This is a genomic window from Anaerostipes hadrus ATCC 29173 = JCM 17467, from assembly GCF_030296915.1.
In the GTDB taxonomy this organism is placed as follows: domain Bacteria; phylum Bacillota; class Clostridia; order Lachnospirales; family Lachnospiraceae; genus Anaerostipes; species Anaerostipes hadrus.
The window spans coordinates 330,146-347,471 of the sequence record NZ_AP028031.1; the positions used below are offsets into that span (position 1 = coordinate 330,146).

The following is a 17,326-nucleotide window of genomic DNA, read 5'->3' on the forward strand; positions in this document are numbered from 1 at the left end:
ATACTTTTGGTAATGGGAAATAGCAATACTACGGGAGAAATAATAGGATATGGAAACACTGCAAGTTAACAGAAAAAAAATAGAGAAACTGTCAACAGTTTTAAATAATTCTCGGATTAAGATATTTGAATATCTTGTGGATGAAGATACACTTGTAGTTTATAATAATAAATTTCATATCGAGAAAACGATAGCTGGATACATGGACTATATAGACAACAAAAGCAAGATTCATCCAGAAGACCGAGAAAAGATAAAGCAGATTTATAAGGAAGCAAAAGAAGCAACGGTAGAGATCCGTGAGTTTGGGGAGGATGGGGATATTAAACATTCAGTACTCGAGTTTACGAAGATCGTGAATGAAGATGGAAAGCTGACCTTGATAGGAAGTACAAGGGATATCACAGAACAAAGAAAACAAGAGAAGAAGCTCAAAGAAAGAGCGAGAAAAGACTCTTTGACAGGGCTTTATAATCAGGTATATGGGAAAAAATGTATCAACAAATATCTGAATCGGAAGAAGCCTTTTGATTCGTGTGGAATGATCGTATTAGACGTGGATTGTTTTAAATTGGTGAATGACAATTATGGCCATTTATTTGGAGATAAAGTTCTAGCCCGTTTGGCGATGCTGTTGAAAGAAGTATTTAGAGATAACGATAGTATTTTAATGAGAGCTGGCGGGGATGAATTCGTTATTTTTGTAAAAGATATCTTGAACGTTGAGTTGGTTAGGAAGAATGTGGAGCTGATGCAGAAGATCAGGGATCTTCAATTCGGGAAGACAGGTTATACGATCACATGTAGTGCAGGATGTTGTTATCTTCCAGAGAATGTATCAGGTTATACCTATGACCAACTGTTTGAGAATGCGGACATTGCCTTATATAAAGCAAAAGAGCGAGGAAAGAACTGTTATGTTTACTGTGACAGCCTGCAGCATTTTTCATCCATGATCGCTGAACAAGAGAAACAGGAAGAGATGTTGGAAGCAAGATATTTTCAGAATGATATTGTTGCTACAGCTTTTGAAATCTTCGAGAAAACCAACAATTTTGAGGTGGCGATATATTTATTACTGAAAGTGATTGGAGTTCGTCTGGAACTTGATCGTATCACGATCGTGCAGACAGATATCAAGGATCGAGAGATATATTCTGATTATCAATGGAACAGAGAAGGAATTCCGAAGGTTTTAGAGACGGTCAGACATTTTGATAAAGAGGATTTTCTCACAGTATTTAATGATTTTGATGAGAATGGGGTGCTTGTTTTACAGCATGATCATATGCAACGATATTCCGAATCAGCAACGAAGATCCTGATACAGGGAGAGGCAAAGACAATCGTATGTGTTGCAATGTATTGTGAAGGACGCTATACGGGAGCGATCACATATGCTGTGTGTAAGGAGAAGAGAAGCTGGTCAAACGAGATGTTGAAGCAGTTATCCGAAGTAACGAAGATCATCTCCGCACATTTTGCCAAGAATCAGGTGATGAATCATGTCTATCAGGGAGCGATCACACGAATGGAGCATGATATGCTGACAGGTTTGATCTCATTTGGAAGATTTCATGAGGAAGTGGAACGTATCATTCTTGCAAATAAGACAAGTGATTACATGATGATATATACGGATTTTGAAAATTTCAAATATTTTAATTATAAGTATGGATATACTCTAGGAGATCAGGTATTAAAGGATTTTTGCAGTTTCATTATTGGAAAAACAGAAGAAAAACATAATCTGTACTTTACAAGAGTTGTATCGGATCAGTTTTTAATGTTTCGTACAGCTAGCCATGAGAAGGATGAATATCAAGCGATCATTGAAGAAACAGAAAAGATCAATGAAGAATTTATGCTGCGGCAGGAGGAGAAGTTCCCAAAATCCAACGTGGTATTGAGAACAGGAATCTATTATGTGACACCAGAATGCAGGAGCACTTCCTATGCGATCGATGCGGCAAACTATGTGAGACAGAAAGTGAAAGGTGGAGAAAAAGGCAGCGTAAGATTTTATGACGATGAGATGCAGAAACAACGTGAGTTGGAAAATGAGATCGTCAATGATATGAAGGAAGCGATGGAACAAAAACAGTTCAAAGTATATTTTCAGCCCCAATATTCCATAAAAAGTCATGAGATCATAGGTGCGGAAGCATTGGTGCGCTGGGAGAGAGATAACGGAACCGTTTTAAGTCCCAATGCATTTATTCCAGTTTATGAAAATAATGGAAAGATCATAGAACTTGACTTCTATGTCTTTGAGACAGTTGTAGAATTCATTGCAGAGAATCTAAAAGCAGGAAGAGAACAGGTGCCGATATCGATCAATGCATCTAGTCTCCATGCATCTGATCCGCAGACGATCAACACTTATATAAATATTTTGAAGAAATATAGTGTTGATCCAACAATGGTTGAGATTGAACTTACTGAGACAGCAGTTGTGTTTGAATATGAAAGTGTTAGAAAATTATTTGACTCTTTTCAGTTACATGGGATTAAGACAGCGATGGATGATTTTGGAAGCGGATATTCTGTCCTGAATACGATCGTTGATATCCCAGTTGATGTGATCAAGATCGATCGAGGATTTATTACCAGCTGCTTAGAAACAGACCGTGGAATCTATTTCCTGAAACATTTGATCGATATGATTCGGAATCTAGGATATCAGATAATCTGTGAAGGTGTAGAAACAGATGAGCAGATTGAAATATTAAGACAGATCGGCTGCGATGAGATTCAGGGATATTGGTATTCGAAGCCATTGAAGATGGAAGACTACAAAGAACTTCTCCAGACGGAAAAAATTTCCAAGGGGGGGGGGCAAAACACCCAAACAGGAAAAAAATCCTAAGATATACTTTAGGCAATGAAAATTTGAAAGAGAGGAAAATACAATGAGTGGCAGAAAGAGCCAAGAATTAGAAGGAATTACGTTATTAGGAAACCAGAAAACAAAATACCCAGATGATTATGCACCGGAGGTGTTAGAAACATTTGAGAATAAACATCCAGAGAATGATTATTTTGTCAAATTTAATGCACCAGAATTCACAAGTCTATGTCCGATCACAGGACAGCCGGATTTTGCAACGATCTACATTTCTTATGTGCCAGGAGAGCGCATGGTAGAAAGTAAATCATTAAAATTGTATTTATACAGCTTCCGAAATCATGGAGATTTTCACGAAGACTGCATGAATATCATTATGAAAGATCTGATCAAACTGATGGATCCAAAATACATTGAAGTATGGGGTAAATTCACTCCAAGAGGAGGAATCTCCATTGATCCATACTGCAACTACGGAAGACCAGGAACAAAATGGGAAGATGTTGCATGGAACAGACTTTCAAACCATGATCTTTATCCAGAGAAGGTGGATAATAGATAAGTGATCACATACGAAAAGGAGGAAAAAGTATGGGAAAGAATTTGAAAAAAGTAATATTTAGTGTTTTACTGCTGGCAGCAGTGATCGTTGTATCGCCTAAGGATGCAAAGGCAGCAGGAAAGGTATGGATGGCTGGATTTAATGATAACAGCATTACGATTCAGTGGACTCCACAGAGTTTGAATGGATATAGAGTGGATGGCTATTATCTTGAGAAAATTGGAACGCAGGAAATGATCTGGCAGGGTTCTGCAGATACAACGCAGGTAACAGTTCAGGAAAAAAAAGGATATTCAGGATATATAAGACTGGGATACAGACTTACACATCTTTCCACAGGAAAAAAATATAACTGGTCAGTTGACAGTGTTTATGTTAACACAACACCTGCTGATGTAGCGAAGAATAATTTTGGGATCACAGCAGCATACGCTAATATTAAGAAAGTAGCATTTGCAGTTAATAAACCTGAGACGGCAACAGGAGTACAGCTGGAAGTATATAATGCAAAGAATAAAAGAGTACTATCTAAGACATCAACATCTATGGGTTATGAGTCTATGAATGTGTCAAAAGATATGGCGTATAAATATCGTGCAAGATACTACTATACAAACAGAAGTAATAATCAGACATACTATGGAAGATGGAGTAACTATCGCTATTTTGCAATGCCATCTATTTCAGGAAAGACAACAAACAAGAAAAAAGGGATCAAAGTAGTTCTGAAAAAGGGAACAGGAATTAAACAGTATACAGTTTCTGTATCAAAGAACTCAAAATCTGGATTTAAAAAAGTAAAAACAGTCAAGGTTTCTAAGAAGAAGAGCTACTCTTTCCAGATCACAAAAAACGGAAAGAAAAAATTTAAAAAAGGAACATATTATGTTCAGGTGACTCCAAAAGTTAAATTTGGAAATAAAACATATTCCAGTGACGTATCAACCGTAGCAAGTGCATATGTATACAAATAGGGAGATGTAATATGGTTAAAAACTTTTTAAAGAGAACGTTATGTATAGTGTTGTCATTTGCAATGATGACAGGGACTGTAATGGTAGGAGCAAAAACAAAAACAGAAAGTATTCACAGCAAACTTCCTGCGATCACAGCATCACAAAGAGTAAGAGCAAAACAGGCAAAAGCATCTGCAGCGGCAGTGCAGTTAAATGCAACGAATGTTTACACGCTGTCTGATTTTGATACGCTGTCAAATAAATGGCAGGCAAATCAGGAAATGATGTTGTATCAAGGATATAGTGATGCAAATGAATATGTGAAAGTTGGAACAATTCGTGTAGGAATTGATGGAACGGTTGTTATCCCATATGCAACAAAGGTCGCAGGAGTAGATGGTGGACGTTTAAAACTGTGTTATAATGGGAATCCGGCTATGACACTTTCACAGACGAATAATGGAAAAATGATCTGGGCTGGTGCAGTCAAAGCAGGAACATATGCATTATACCTTGAAACAGCATGTGAGAATGCAAATACACCAGTGGTTGCAGCATTTGGAGCAGCAGTGATATCAAGCCAGAATAACAGAACTTTTGGCGGAAATAATGTAATCGCTAGTGCAAGTACTGGAGCAGCTACATATCAGCAGTTTAAAGTATCCAAAAGAGGAGTTGCAGCGATCGCAGTTTATAAAGAAAATTCAGCGGGAAATGTTTCTAGTGTTACATATTCTGTTCAGAAATTAAGTGGAAAGACATGGAAAACTGTAGCAACCGGATTATCGGGTGCAGCAAAAAATAACTATGTAGTAACAACAGGACTTGCTGCAGGGACTTATCGTGTCGTTGTAAATGCGGCATCTGGAGAGATCCTTTATTTCATCAATGCAAATCAAAAAGCATCTGACAGTTATGGAACATCTAAGAAAAAAGCAAAAGAGATCAAGCGTAAGAAATCCAAGAAGCAGGTATTCTTGTCTAATGAAAGTACAAGTAAAACACACTGGTATAAGATCAAAGTTAAGAAGACTGGAATGACATATATCGATATCACAGGACTTGGAAATAAAAGCAAGATTTCTGTAACAGTCACAGGAGCAGCAAGATTAAAAAATAAAACAATATCAAAAGGTTTCCGTATCTATGGAAAGGCAAAAAAAGGAACTTACTATATTAAGATCAAAAAAGGATCCAAAGGTACAAGTGGATATCAGGTAAAATACACTAAATAATAATTCCTTCATATTTGTTTATACTTTCTTTAGAAATGTTTAGAAACAGAATATTGAATGAAGAGAGGATCCTGATATAATAAAGACATAGTTTTTCATATATATTTTTAATCCTCTCTTTTTGAAAATAAGTACCGTATCAGCCGAGATGTTGATGCGGTATTATTTCGTTTTATATGTAAAGAAACAAGATTGTATTGTAAAAAAAACGAAAAATCTATTGACGGACCAACATATGGATGATATGATAAACACGCTAGACTTTAGCGTTGGAAGAAGGTCTTTTTTTTATGCCTTATTTTAATGAACAACAAACAAAATGGAGGTGGAAGTTGTGCGCACAAGAGTAACATTAGAATGTACAGAATGTAAACAGCGTAATTACAACATGACAAAGGATAAGAAAACTCATCCTGAACGCATGGAAACAAAAAAATATTGCAAATTCTGTAAAACTCACACATTACACAAAGAAACAAAATAATTTCCGGTAATTCCCTTTGAGAGAAAAGGAAGTGAAAACATGGAGAAAACTAACAAAGCAAAGAAACCAAGTTGGTTCAAAGAGTTAAAAGCTGAATTTAACAGAATTATCTGGCCAACGAAAGAAAGAATTGCAAAAGAAACAGCAGTTGTAGTGATCTGTGCTATTATTATCGGAGTCATTGTTGCAGTTCTTGATGTTGGAATCCAGTATGGAATTCAGGCATTGGTTGGATAGAAGTAAGGAGATTTTATGGCAGAGGCAAATTGGTATGTTGTTCACACCTACTCAGGTTATGAAAATAAAGTAAAAGTGGATATTGAGAAAACCATCGAGAACCGTAAGCTTCAGGATGAGATCTTGGAAGTCCGCGTACCACTTGAAGACGTGGTAGAGATGAGAAACGGTGTGAAGAAACAAGTTTCAAGAAAAATGTTCCCAGGTTATGTTCTGATCCATATGATCATGAACGACGACACATGGTATGTGGTTCGTAACACAAGAGGTGTTACAGGATTCGTAGGACCTGGATCAAAACCAGTACCGCTGACTCCTGCAGAGATGAAACCATTAGGAATCCAGATTGGAGGAGAACAGCAAGAAACACCAGCAAGAGAGAAGATTGAACTTGATATCGAAGTTGGTGATATGATCGTTGTGACTTCCGGTGCTTGGGAAGGAACAACAAGTGCGGTTACTGCAATCAATGAAAGCAAACAGACAGTAACTATTGAAGTCGAGATGTTCGGAAGAGCAACTTCAGTAGAAATTGATTTCTTAGATATTAAGAAAGCGTAACGAAGAATAAGAATAGAGAATCTTATTTGAAACAAAGTGGGAGGGCTATCCCGTAATTACCACAATAATCAGGAGGTTAACGATTATGGCAAAGAAAGTAGAAGGTTATATCAAACTTCAGATTCCAGCAGGAAAGGCAACACCAGCACCACCCGTTGGACCAGCACTTGGACAGCACGGAGTAAACATTGTACAGTTTACAAAAGAATTTAATGCAAGAACAGCTGATCAGGGAGACATGATCATCCCTGTAGTAATCACTGTATATCAGGATAGAAGCTTCAGCTTCATCACAAAGACTCCACCAGCAGCAGTTTTATTAAAGAAAGCTTGCAAAATCCAGTCTGGATCAGGAGAACCTAACAGAACTAAAGTAGCTACTATTTCTAAAGCAGATCTTCAGCAGATCGCTGAAACAAAGATGAAAGACTTAAACGCAGCTTCTATCGAAGCAGCAATGAGCATGATCGCCGGTACTGCAAGAAGTATGGGAATCACAGTAGAAGAGTAATCACAAATTTGAAACGAAAGTGGGAGGGTGAACTCCCGATATTACCACAGGAGGTATTTTAGAATGAAAAAAGGTAAGAGATACGCAGAGCTTACAAAATTAGTGGACAGAACAAACAATTATGATCCACAGGAAGCAGTTGCTTTAGTAAAAAAATTAGCAAACGCTAAATTTGACGAAACAATCGAAGCACATATCCGTCTTGGTGTAGATGGACGTCAGGCAGACCAGCAGATCCGTGGAGCAGTTGTACTTCCACACGGAACTGGTAAAGAAGTTAAAGTTCTTGTATTCGCTAAAGATGCAAAAGCTGAAGAAGCGAAAGCAGCAGGAGCAGAATTCGTAGGAGCAGAAGAATTAATTCCTAAGATCCAGAAAGAAAACTGGTATGACTTCGACGTAGTAGTAGCTACTCCAGACATGATGGGTGTAGTAGGTCGTTTAGGACGTGACTTAGGACCTAAAGGTTTAATGCCTAACCCTAAAGCCGGAACTGTAACAATGGACGTTGCGAATGCCATTAAAGAAATCAAAGCAGGTAAGATCGAATATAGATTAGATAAATCCAACATCATTCATGTACCAGTTGGAAAAGCTTCTTTCACAGAAGAACAGTTAGCGGACAACTTCCAGACGTTAATCGATGCAATCGTAAAAGCAAAACCTGCAGCAGCAAAAGGTCAGTATTTTAGAAACGTAACAATTACTTCTACAATGGGACCTGGAGTGAAAATTGATACAACAAAATTTGCTTAATATTTAACTTTAAGCGGGGTCAGTCTCATGTAGTCTGACCCCAGATTTATGCAAAATCCTATGTTGCCATATGGGAATTGCATAAAAATAAAAACATTTCAAAAAAAGTAAAAAAACATTTGACATATATATAAATGTCGTGTATTATATGTAAAGTATTACTGCCGAAGACAGCAGGTGCCGCAAGGCGCAACGTAGAACAACCTGCCGAGGAGAGTATTAGTGAATATGCTAATTAACACTCTATGTCTGTGCGGATATAGAGTTTTCTTTTTATATGTGCGGTGGTACACAAAATAAATCAAGGAGGTGCACCATTTCAATGGCAAAAGTTGAGTTAAAACAACCAGTAGTAAACGAAATTAAAGAATTACTTACAGATGCTCAGTCAGCAGTATTAGTTTCTTACCGCGGAATCACTGTAGAACAGGATACAGCAATGCGTAAAGAATTAAGAGAAGCTGATGTAGAATACAAAGTATATAAGAATACAATGATTCGTTTTGCAATCCAGGGAACAGAATTTGAAGCATTAGCTGATGATTTAAAAGGACCTACAGCAATCGCTGTTTCTAAAACAGATGCTACAGCTCCTGCAAGAATCCTTGCAAAACACGCTAAGAACATCGAAGTATTAGAAATGAAATCTGGTGTTGTAGAAGGAACATTCTATGACAAAGATGGTATCCAGGTTATCGCAAGCATCCCATCAAGAGACGAATTACTTGCGAAATTCCTTGGAAGCATTCAGTCCCCAATTACAAACTTTGCTCGTGTTATTAAGCAGATCGCTGAAAAAGACGGAGAAGGGGCTGCAGCTGAGTAAGATCAGTTATCAGTAAATTTAAAATATTAGGAGGAAATTATAATGACAACTCAGGAAATTATTGAAGTTATCAAAGGTTTATCAGTATTAGAATTAAACGATTTAGTAAAAGCTTGTGAAGAAGAATTTGGAGTATCTGCAGCAGCAGGTGTTGTAGTAGCAGCAGCTGGAGCTGAAGGTGGAGCAGAAGAAAAAGACGAATTCGACGTAGAATTAACAGAAGTTGGTGGAGCTAAAGTTAAAGTCATCAAAGCTGTTCGTGAAGTAACAGGATTAGGATTAAAAGAAGCTAAAGAATTAGTTGATGGAGCTCCTAAAGTAATTAAAGAAGGTGCATCTAAAGCAGAAGCTGAAGACATCAAAGCTAAATTAGAAGAACAGGGAGCTAAAGTAACTCTTAAATAATTAAGAGATTTACTCCAGTAGATTTTCTATAAAGTATATGAAACTGTCACATTGGTGGAAACTAGTGTGGCAGTTTTTTTACTTTATATGGATCATAAGAAACTTCGATGGAATCCTCTATGAAATAAAATATTTCTAAGCTTTTATAATCGTATATTTGATGATAGAATAGGAGAGTAAAATCATACGAAAGGAGTATTCGACAATTATGAAATTAGTAATTATTGAACCACTAGGTGTGGAAGAAGAGAAATTGATGGAAATCGCACATAAGGCATTGCCAGATTCTGTCGAGATCGTATCTTACCAGACCAAAGTAACTGACACAGAAAGCCTGATCGAACGTGGAAAGGATGCGGACATTATTATGGTTGCAAACCTGCCATTGAATGCTGAAGTCATCAAAGGCTGCAAAAACCTTAAGATGTTGGCGGTAGCATTTACAGGGATCGATCATATTGCTATGGCTGCATGCAAAGAACAGGGGATTACAGTATGCAACTGTGCAGGCTATTCAAATGCTGCAGTTTCAGATCTTGTCTTTGGACTTTTAATCTCACTGTATCGAAATATCATTTCTTGCGATCAGGTAGTCCGAGAAGAAGGAACCAAGGATGGTCTGGTTGGCTTTGAACTGGAAGGAAAGAAATTTGGTGTGATCGGAACCGGAGCGATCGGAACCAGAGTTGCGAAGATCGCCCAGGCATTTGGATGTGAAGTTTACGCATATTCAAGGACAGTAAAAGATCTTCCAGGAATTCAATTTGTAGGGTTAGAAGAACTTTTATATAATTGTGATATCATTTCATTGCATGTACCTTTAAATGAATCAACAAAAGGTTTGATCGGTAAAGATGAAATCGCATTGATGAAACCAGATGCAGTTTTGATCAACACGGCAAGAGGTCCGGTTGTTGATAGTGAAGCATTAGCTGAAGCACTCAATAACGGTAAGATTGCAGGAGCAGCCGTTGATGTCTTTGAGAATGAACCGCCGGTATCAAAAGATCATCCACTCTTACATGCAAAGAATCTGATCGCGACACCACACGTTGCATTTGCAACAAAAGAAGCATTGGTAAAACGTGCGATCATTGATTTTGATAATGTGAAATGTTGGATGGAAGGAAAACCAGTCAATGTAATGAATTAAATTTTGTAAATAGTCGAATATACATTAAGAGAAACAAGATAAATGGGGAAAAATAAAGTGGAAAAAGTGATGAAAAAGCTGTGCGTATGTACGCTTTCAGTGGTTATAGGAATGTTATCGATTCAGATCATGCCCGTATCAGCAGCAAGTAAGACTGGCATGGGAAAGATAACGAATAAGATAAACAAAGCAGGATATAATTTATGGGGCGGATACGATTCACCGGAAGAAGCAGCAACATATGATATTGATTTCTATGATTCTGGCATCAATGCAGGTGTTGCTGTTGGCGGAAATATTTCATTAAAATATAACGATTCTTATGATTATGGAGATAATCTGAAATATAACTGGCAGATCGTCAATGGAAATGATCATATTGCGATGGAGGTATCAGCAGATCAGAAGACTGCAAGGATTACAGGAAGATCCATAGGAGATGCAACAGTCCGATTAAATATCATAACAGATGAAGGAACAGAATATCAAAGTATTGAAACAAAAGAAATGCATATCCAGATTTCCAATCCGAGATTAAAGAATAACAAACTTGCAACGGTTCTTTATAACGAAGGGAAAGTTGAATTAGAAGGCAACTCGGCGAATGGACAAGAACGCATTATCTATCGAGCAGATAATAACCATAATTTTTATGTATCGGATGATGGGACATTTTACGGATATGCAAAACAAACCAGAAAGATATACGTATATGTAGATGGAATTTGTCTGGAAGCAACTGTAAAGTGCACAGATCCACAATATAGAGCCAGTTGTATTCTGAAAAAAGGGCAAAAAGTATCTTACAAAGTATCAGGAGCCAGCGGATATACACCAGTTACATATAAAGTTGGAAATACAAAATATGCATCTGTATCATCAAATGGATTAACAAAAGGAAAAAAATACGGAAGGACAACCTTAACGATCAGTGCTGATAATGCGAGTGTATCTTTTAATATTTATATCTTAAAATCCAAAGTATACAAAGGAGTCAGTAAAGCTCAAGCGATCTGTAAGACAAAACCAAGATACAGTCAGGCAAAACGAATGCGGAAAGATTATGTAGACTGCAGTTCTTTTGTGTGGAAATCTTATAAACCATATGGTGTGAATTTTGGAAGTAAGAGCTATGCACCAACAGCTGCAGATATTGCTAAATGGTGTGGAAAAAAGAAGAAATTATTAAAACTTTCTACATATAACGGAAAATCAGACAGATTACTTCCGGGAGATCTAATCTTTTACCGTAAACGAAGTGGAAAGAATGGAAGATATAAAAATATCGACCATATCGCCATGTATGTTGGAAATGACACGATCGTACATGCAGATGGAAGCAGTGTGTCTTACAGCTATCCATGGTACCGCAAAGTTGCAGCAATCGCCAGACCAGTAAAATAAAAGAAAAATATAAAGATAAAGAAGTACAAAAGGCAGATAACAAGGATACAAAATTCTTGCTATCTGCCTTTTAGGATGGTACAATATTGATGTAACTGAAATGGGAGCTTAAAAGGTGATACCTTAGCTGAGAGGAAACGAGAGTTTCGACCATGGACCTGATACGGATAATGCCGTCGTAGGGATTTGGATGCTATGAATACAAGACGAACTGTAAAGCAGCATCACAGGCTTTTTAAAGTTTGTCTTTTTTTATCTCAACAAGACAGAATGATGATAAAATAAACAAAACCGAATAAGAGTCTCCCAAAATCTTATATTTTGGAGGTTTTCAATCATGAAGTACACAACACAGATGAATGCAGCAAGACAGGGAATTGTAACGAAAGAGATGGAAGCAGTTGCTGCCTATGAAGGAATTGACGTGAAAGACCTTATGGCAGAAGTTGCAGCTGGAACTATTGTCATCCCTGCAAACAAGAACCACAAGTGTTTAAAGCCATTTGGAATCGGGAATTCTTTGAAGACAAAGATCAATGTAAACCTTGGAACATCCAGAGACTGTCTAAACTTAGATGTTGAGATGGAGAAAGTTAATAAAGCCGTAGAGATGGGTGCAGAAGCTATCATGGATCTTTCTTCTTTTGGACATACTCATGTATTTCGTAAGAAACTTGTCGATGAATGTCCAGCAATCCTTGGTACCGTGCCTATTTACGATGCGATTGTTTATTACAATAAAGCATTAAAGGATATCACGTCTCGTGAATGGATCGATGTTTTTAAGATGCATGCAGAAGATGGTGTAGATTTTATGACGATCCATTGTGGGATCAACCGAAACACAGCGGAACGTTTTAAGGCAATGAAACGTAAGATGAACATTGTGTCTCGTGGTGGTTCTCTGATCTTTGCATGGATGGAAGCAACAGGCAATGAGAATCCATTCTTCGAATACTATGATGAAATCCTTGATATCTGTAACGAATATGATGTAACGCTAAGCCTTGGCGATGCATGTCGTCCAGGATGCCTTGCTGATGCAAGTGACATTTCACAGATCGAAGAATTAGTAACATTAGGAGAATTAACAGCACGTGCATGGAAGAAGGATGTACAGGTTATGATCGAAGGACCTGGACATATGCCAATGGATCAGATTCAGGCGAATATGAAGATCCAGCAGACGATCTGTCATGGAGCACCATTTTATGTTCTTGGACCTCTGGTAACAGATATTGCACCTGGATATGACCATATCACATCTGCAATTGGTGGAGCGATCGCTGCAGCTTCTGGAGCAAGCTTCTTATGTTATGTAACACCAGCAGAACATCTGCGTCTTCCAAATGTCGATGATGTGAAAGAAGGAATCATGGCTTCCAAGATCGCAGCACATGCAGCAGATATTGCCAAAGGTGTAAAAGGCGCTATGGATTGGGATAACCAGATGGCAGCTGCGAGACAGAAACTTGACTGGGAGAAACAGTTCGAACTTGCTCTTGATCCTGAAAAGGCAAGAAGATACCGTGCAGAATCAACACCAGAGAGAGAAGATACATGTACAATGTGTGGAAAGATGTGTTCTGTACGTAATATGAATGCCGTCCTTGCCGGAGAAGATGTGGACGTCATCTAAATAGAATTCAGCATCCAGGCTGGGAATCCTGCCATGCAGGATTCATATCTAAGATCTCCGGCAGAGCCAGATACATATCCTTACGTATCTGAATATATATGAAAGAAGGTACTTAATATTATGAGTAATGAAAGAAGTGGATTCTCGAGCCGTTTAGGGTTCGTTCTTGCAACGGCTGGGTCTGCTGTAGGTCTTGGAAACATCTGGAGATTTCCATATCTTGCAGCCAAGTATGGCGGAGGAACATTTTTATTAACTTATCTGATCCTTACATTAACATTTGGATTTTCACTGATGATCACAGAAGTTGCCCTTGGAAGAAAGGCAGGAACCAGTGCGATCCGTGCATTTGGACACTTTAGCAAGAAGCATACATTTATCGGATATCTTACAACGATCATTCCGTTTATTATCTTCCCGTACTACTGTGTTATCGGTGGATGGGTTACAAAATATGCACTGGTATCGCTTCAGGGAGGGATTCATAATGCCGCCTCTGATACATTCTTTACAGGGTTTATCAGCAAATCAGCAGAACCTATGATCTGTGTTCTTGTTTTCCTGATCGCTACAACAGTGGTTGTTGCAGGAGGAGTCAAAGGCGGAGTAGAACGTGTCAGCACGATCATGATGCCAGTTTTGATCGTCTTGTTGATCGGAGTTTCTTTATTCTGTATCACAAGACCAGGGGCGATGGCTGGAGTTGCATATTATTTAAAACCAAGTTTAAAAGGATTTGGTCCGACAACGATCTTAGCTGCACTTGGACAGTTATTTTATTCGATGTCCCTTGCTATGGGTATTATGATCACATTCGGATCATATATGCCAAAGAAAGCTGACCTTGAGAAATCAGTCACACAGGTTGAGATTTTTGATACAGGGGTTGCTTTCCTTGCAGGACTTATGATCGTACCAGCTGTGTTTGTATTCTCAAACGGAGATTCATCCATGCTTGCAAAAGGTCCATCTTTGATGTTTGTGATGCTTCCAAAAGTATTTAACAGTATGGCTTTTTCAAGTGTTATTGCAGCAGTATTCTTTATTTTAGTGTTACTTGCAGCACTTACCTCTTCCATTTCGCTGCTTGAGACACTCGTAGCAGTTCTGATGGATAAGTTCCATATGAAACGAGGAACTGCATGTATTACAATGTTTATCATTGCTCTGTTACTAGCAGTTCCATCATCTTTAGGATTTGGAGCATGGAGCAATATTACGATTTTAGGATTTGACTTCCTTGATTTCTTTGATTTCATCAGTAACAGTGTATTAATGCCGATCGCAGCATTCTTAACATGTTTATTTGTCGGTTATATCATCAAGCCAAAAGTAATTGTTGATGAAGTTGAAAGCTCTGGGGAATTTAAGAGAAAATCACTATTCCTTATTATGGTTAAGTATATTGCACCAATCTGCATTGTTGCGATCTTAGTATTCTCAGTACTTGAAGGATTAGGATTTATTACAGTTTAATAAGAAGATATAGAAACGCACAGATGACTACTTAACATTTTGTGCGTTTCTGTTTTATTAGGAGGAAAGTATGATTACAGCAGTGATTTTTGATATGGACGGTGTGATCGCTGATTCAGAATATTTTAATGTCAAAGCAAAGCATCTCATCTTAAAACAAGCAGGTATTGAAGTTGACTGGCATTATCATGATAAGTTTTTGGGTACGACACATGAATATATGTGGACAGAGATGAAGAAAGAATTTGAAAGTCTTGATAAAGAAGTTTCATATTATATAGATCAGTGGGTTAAAACCAGAAAAGAGTTGATCAATCAGGAAGGACTAAAGCCGATGCCGGGGGTTGTTGATCTGATCCGTATATTAAAGGAAAAAGGATTTCATCTGGCAGTTGCATCGTCTTCATTGAAAGAAGATATCATGACAAATATGAATACGTTTGGGATTACAGACTGCTTTGAAGCATTTATAAGCGGTTCCGAATGTGAAAACGGAAAGCCGAATCCAGAAATCTTTCAAAAGGCGGCTGAGGCAATTGGACAGAAGGCGGCAAACTGTATCGTGGTCGAAGATTCCGAAGCAGGAGTAAAGGCAGCCAAATCTGCCAAAATGAAATGCATTGGATATGCACCAGAAGGAGCAATCAAACAAGATCTCCATCAGGCAGATACAGTGGTGAAGGAATTTTCAGATAAACTTATAGAATATATTATGGGAAATAAGTAAATAAAAAATAGACAGCGTTCTTATGAAAAAGAGCGCTGTCTATTTTTTTATAAAAACTTTCTCGTAAAAAGAGAAGATAGGACACAATATTCATTCATGCAATATAAACATCTGGACGACGTTCTGTCAACATTGTGTAATAGTCATGCTTCATTTGTTTTGCTATATCATAATCCAGAGATGCATGGATAATTCCATCTTTTTCATCATTGATCGATGCGAGAATCCTTCCTAATGGATCAAGAATTCTGGCAGCTTCTGGAAAGAATGCGTCATAACAGATAAACAAGCCGATACGACCGATCTTTGTATCAAATACTTTAAATTGATCCCCAGGTGTAAAATAATTTTTCTCGGAATCAAATAAATGAACTTTGCGATAAGTTCCAAGAAGAACACCAGTGTCATCAAGGAAAAATTGAGAATTATAAAGGATATCTTCTTCTTTTTTCAGCCATTCCATAGACGATATGAACATGAAATTCCTTAGCTAAAGCATTCATCTTTTTTATGGATGTAGAGTCAATCATGGCAGTTTCTGCCAAATCTTTAAAATTTTCACCACATTGATAACCAGTAACAGCAAGCTCAGGGAAAACGATGAGTTGAGTATCTGGATGAGATTCCATAGCTTTGCGAAGAAGCGTTTCCATATGAGAAATATTTTCCTCTTTTTGATTCATTTTTGGATAAGTTTGTATACAAACAACATTACATTTCATAATTTTTTCTCGGTCCTTTCTGAATGCTTTGTGATATATGCTCGTTTGGAACCTTGAACCAGCTAAACAATTCTTGAATTGCAAATACACTGATTACTGCAATTCCAACGGCAAACCATACATAGACAATTAGAATAAATAATTTAAATGCTGTAAAACTGATCATAAGAACCTCCTATTCTTTAGAAGCATGGACCAGATGATCTGGTTGATATGCTTTTAATTGTTCAAAATCAAAATGTTCTTTCTCGAATAGAGAGCCGATCATGATAACAACGATCGGAACACAAAGAGAAAATACATTACCTACAAAATAGTTAATATTATCATCAGGAATCATAAAGTAAGCAATGAGTCCACAGATCATACCGATAAAGATAGATGTAACGGCAACTCTTGAGGATACTTTATCCCAGATCAATCCAGCAATAAATGCAGCACATGGGGCGGCAAAAAGTAGTTTGTTGTGTTTTAAAGTGATTCCCACGTTAAGATTTCCTTTCTTAATAAATGCAAAAGGCGCTATAAACATATATCTGTTTACAACGCCTTTGTTTATGACTAGTGTAACATACAAAATCTTTTTATCACAAGATAAGAGTGAAAAGAAGTGAAGAATTTAATGAAAAAGGCAGATGAGAAACATTTTCAGGTGCTTTTTTCATGTATTTAAAAATAGTTGTTGACATGATAAATTCTATATGGTAATATAAGAAAATGTCTTAATGTGGGTTTGTCTGCCCACACTCTATGTAAAATTAAGAATAAGATTGTAAGAAAGATATAGTAAGATAGAGGGTTTCTTACAGTTGATGTAGTATATA

18 protein-coding genes, 1 pseudogene, 1 riboswitch and 1 other annotated feature are annotated in these 17,326 nt (G+C 37.4%); of the genes and pseudogenes, 16 read left to right on the forward strand and 3 right to left on the reverse strand.

The features are described from left to right. Positions 1-49: 49 nt before the first annotated feature. From QUE18_RS01540 to QUE18_RS01615, 16 genes are all read left to right on the forward strand, one after another. A complete protein-coding gene (locus QUE18_RS01540) occupies positions 50-2,869 on the forward strand; it encodes a bifunctional diguanylate cyclase/phosphodiesterase (protein ID WP_286258596.1) in 2,820 nt (939 codons plus the stop codon). Positions 2,870-2,912: 43 nt separating this feature from the next. Next, complete coding sequence (gene queF, locus QUE18_RS01545) at positions 2,913-3,410, forward strand: preQ(1) synthase (protein WP_008393884.1); 498 nt, start codon at positions 2,913-2,915, stop codon at positions 3,408-3,410. 29 nt (positions 3,411-3,439) lie between these two features. Further along, positions 3,440-4,384: a fibronectin type III domain-containing protein gene (locus QUE18_RS01550; protein WP_009204239.1), complete on the forward strand. Its 945-nt coding sequence runs from the start codon at positions 3,440-3,442 to the stop codon at positions 4,382-4,384. A gap of 11 nt (positions 4,385-4,395) precedes the next feature. Further along, positions 4,396-5,601, forward strand: coding sequence for a hypothetical protein (locus tag QUE18_RS01555; protein WP_008393886.1), 1,206 nt, complete (start codon positions 4,396-4,398; stop codon positions 5,599-5,601). 319 nt (positions 5,602-5,920) lie between these two features. Next, entirely contained in the window at positions 5,921-6,085 is a 165-nt protein-coding gene (rpmG, locus tag QUE18_RS01560; RefSeq protein ID WP_179976028.1) for a 50S ribosomal protein L33, read from the forward strand. Positions 6,086-6,124: 39 nt separating this feature from the next. Next, the gene (secE, locus tag QUE18_RS01565; RefSeq protein ID WP_009204240.1) at positions 6,125-6,322 is read left to right on the forward strand and encodes a preprotein translocase subunit SecE; all 198 of its coding nucleotides are present in this window, start codon (positions 6,125-6,127) and stop codon (positions 6,320-6,322) included. 15 nt (positions 6,323-6,337) lie between these two features. Next, positions 6,338-6,883, forward strand: a complete 546-nt coding sequence (gene nusG / locus QUE18_RS01570; protein ID WP_008393890.1) for a transcription termination/antitermination protein NusG — start codon at positions 6,338-6,340, stop codon at positions 6,881-6,883. A gap of 85 nt (positions 6,884-6,968) precedes the next feature. Further along, on the forward strand, positions 6,969-7,394 hold the full coding sequence (gene rplK / locus QUE18_RS01575; RefSeq protein WP_008393891.1) for a 50S ribosomal protein L11: 426 nt from the start codon (positions 6,969-6,971) through the stop codon (positions 7,392-7,394). Between the two features lie 63 nt (positions 7,395-7,457). Next, complete coding sequence (gene rplA, locus QUE18_RS01580) at positions 7,458-8,150, forward strand: 50S ribosomal protein L1 (RefSeq protein ID WP_008393892.1); 693 nt, start codon at positions 7,458-7,460, stop codon at positions 8,148-8,150. 146 nt (positions 8,151-8,296) lie between these two features. Further along, positions 8,297-8,431: a sequence feature (ribosomal protein L10 leader region), on the forward strand. A gap of 41 nt (positions 8,432-8,472) precedes the next feature. Beyond that, positions 8,473-8,976, forward strand: a complete 504-nt coding sequence (gene rplJ / locus QUE18_RS01585; protein ID WP_008393893.1) for a 50S ribosomal protein L10 — start codon at positions 8,473-8,475, stop codon at positions 8,974-8,976. A gap of 42 nt (positions 8,977-9,018) precedes the next feature. Then, positions 9,019-9,381, forward strand: coding sequence for a 50S ribosomal protein L7/L12 (gene rplL / locus QUE18_RS01590; protein ID WP_008393894.1), 363 nt, complete (start codon positions 9,019-9,021; stop codon positions 9,379-9,381). Between the two features lie 208 nt (positions 9,382-9,589). After that, entirely contained in the window at positions 9,590-10,534 is a 945-nt protein-coding gene (locus tag QUE18_RS01595) for a 2-hydroxyacid dehydrogenase (RefSeq protein WP_009204241.1), read from the forward strand. Between the two features lie 42 nt (positions 10,535-10,576). Next, on the forward strand, positions 10,577-11,938 hold the full coding sequence (locus tag QUE18_RS01600; protein WP_009204242.1) for an NlpC/P60 family protein: 1,362 nt from the start codon (positions 10,577-10,579) through the stop codon (positions 11,936-11,938). A 90-nt stretch (positions 11,939-12,028) separates the two neighbouring features. Continuing rightward, positions 12,029-12,140, forward strand: a riboswitch (TPP riboswitch). Between the two features lie 135 nt (positions 12,141-12,275). Next, on the forward strand, positions 12,276-13,577 hold the full coding sequence (gene thiC / locus QUE18_RS01605) for a phosphomethylpyrimidine synthase ThiC (RefSeq protein WP_008393897.1): 1,302 nt from the start codon (positions 12,276-12,278) through the stop codon (positions 13,575-13,577). A gap of 120 nt (positions 13,578-13,697) precedes the next feature. Next, positions 13,698-15,053 (forward strand): sodium-dependent transporter, encoded by a 1,356-nt coding sequence (locus tag QUE18_RS01610; RefSeq protein WP_008393898.1) that lies wholly within the window; start codon positions 13,698-13,700, stop codon positions 15,051-15,053. 70 nt (positions 15,054-15,123) lie between these two features. After that, entirely contained in the window at positions 15,124-15,780 is a 657-nt protein-coding gene (locus tag QUE18_RS01615) for an HAD family hydrolase (protein ID WP_009204243.1), read from the forward strand. Between the two features lie 94 nt (positions 15,781-15,874). Here QUE18_RS01615 and QUE18_RS13890 read toward each other — a convergent pair. From QUE18_RS13890 to QUE18_RS01635, 3 genes and pseudogenes are all read right to left on the reverse strand, one after another. Continuing rightward, a pseudogene (locus QUE18_RS13890) lies at positions 15,875-16,502 on the reverse strand (carbon-nitrogen hydrolase family protein). Next, entirely contained in the window at positions 16,492-16,668 is a 177-nt protein-coding gene (locus QUE18_RS01630; RefSeq protein WP_009204246.1) for a hypothetical protein, read from the reverse strand. The pseudogene QUE18_RS13890 and the gene QUE18_RS01630 overlap by 11 nt, the downstream one beginning before the upstream one ends. Positions 16,669-16,677: 9 nt before the next feature. Further along, the gene (locus QUE18_RS01635; protein ID WP_242852742.1) at positions 16,678-16,989 is read right to left on the reverse strand and encodes a hypothetical protein; all 312 of its coding nucleotides are present in this window, start codon (positions 16,987-16,989) and stop codon (positions 16,678-16,680) included. Positions 16,990-17,326: the final 337 nt, after the last annotated feature.

Bases quoted from the DNA above. Each gene is read 5' to 3' on its own strand.
- QUE18_RS01540 (WP_286258596.1), top strand. From the start codon at position 50: ATGGAAACACTGCAAGTTAACAGAAAAAAAATAGAGAAACTGTCAACA.
- queF (WP_008393884.1), top strand. From the start codon at position 2,913: ATGAGTGGCAGAAAGAGCCAAGAATTAGAAGGAATTACGTTATTAGGA.
- QUE18_RS01550 (WP_009204239.1), top strand. From the start codon at position 3,440: ATGGGAAAGAATTTGAAAAAAGTAATATTTAGTGTTTTACTGCTGGCA.
- QUE18_RS01555 (WP_008393886.1), top strand. From the start codon at position 4,396: ATGGTTAAAAACTTTTTAAAGAGAACGTTATGTATAGTGTTGTCATTT.
- rpmG (WP_179976028.1), top strand. From the start codon at position 5,921: ATGGAGGTGGAAGTTGTGCGCACAAGAGTAACATTAGAATGTACAGAA.
- secE (WP_009204240.1), top strand. From the start codon at position 6,125: ATGGAGAAAACTAACAAAGCAAAGAAACCAAGTTGGTTCAAAGAGTTA.
- nusG (WP_008393890.1), top strand. From the start codon at position 6,338: ATGGCAGAGGCAAATTGGTATGTTGTTCACACCTACTCAGGTTATGAA.
- rplK (WP_008393891.1), top strand. From the start codon at position 6,969: ATGGCAAAGAAAGTAGAAGGTTATATCAAACTTCAGATTCCAGCAGGA.
- rplA (WP_008393892.1), top strand. From the start codon at position 7,458: ATGAAAAAAGGTAAGAGATACGCAGAGCTTACAAAATTAGTGGACAGA.
- rplJ (WP_008393893.1), top strand. From the start codon at position 8,473: ATGGCAAAAGTTGAGTTAAAACAACCAGTAGTAAACGAAATTAAAGAA.
- rplL (WP_008393894.1), top strand. From the start codon at position 9,019: ATGACAACTCAGGAAATTATTGAAGTTATCAAAGGTTTATCAGTATTA.
- QUE18_RS01595 (WP_009204241.1), top strand. From the start codon at position 9,590: ATGAAATTAGTAATTATTGAACCACTAGGTGTGGAAGAAGAGAAATTG.
- QUE18_RS01600 (WP_009204242.1), top strand. From the start codon at position 10,577: ATGGGGAAAAATAAAGTGGAAAAAGTGATGAAAAAGCTGTGCGTATGT.
- thiC (WP_008393897.1), top strand. From the start codon at position 12,276: ATGAAGTACACAACACAGATGAATGCAGCAAGACAGGGAATTGTAACG.
- QUE18_RS01610 (WP_008393898.1), top strand. From the start codon at position 13,698: ATGAGTAATGAAAGAAGTGGATTCTCGAGCCGTTTAGGGTTCGTTCTT.
- QUE18_RS01615 (WP_009204243.1), top strand. From the start codon at position 15,124: ATGATTACAGCAGTGATTTTTGATATGGACGGTGTGATCGCTGATTCA.
- QUE18_RS01630 (WP_009204246.1), bottom strand. From the start codon at position 16,668: ATGATCAGTTTTACAGCATTTAAATTATTTATTCTAATTGTCTATGTA.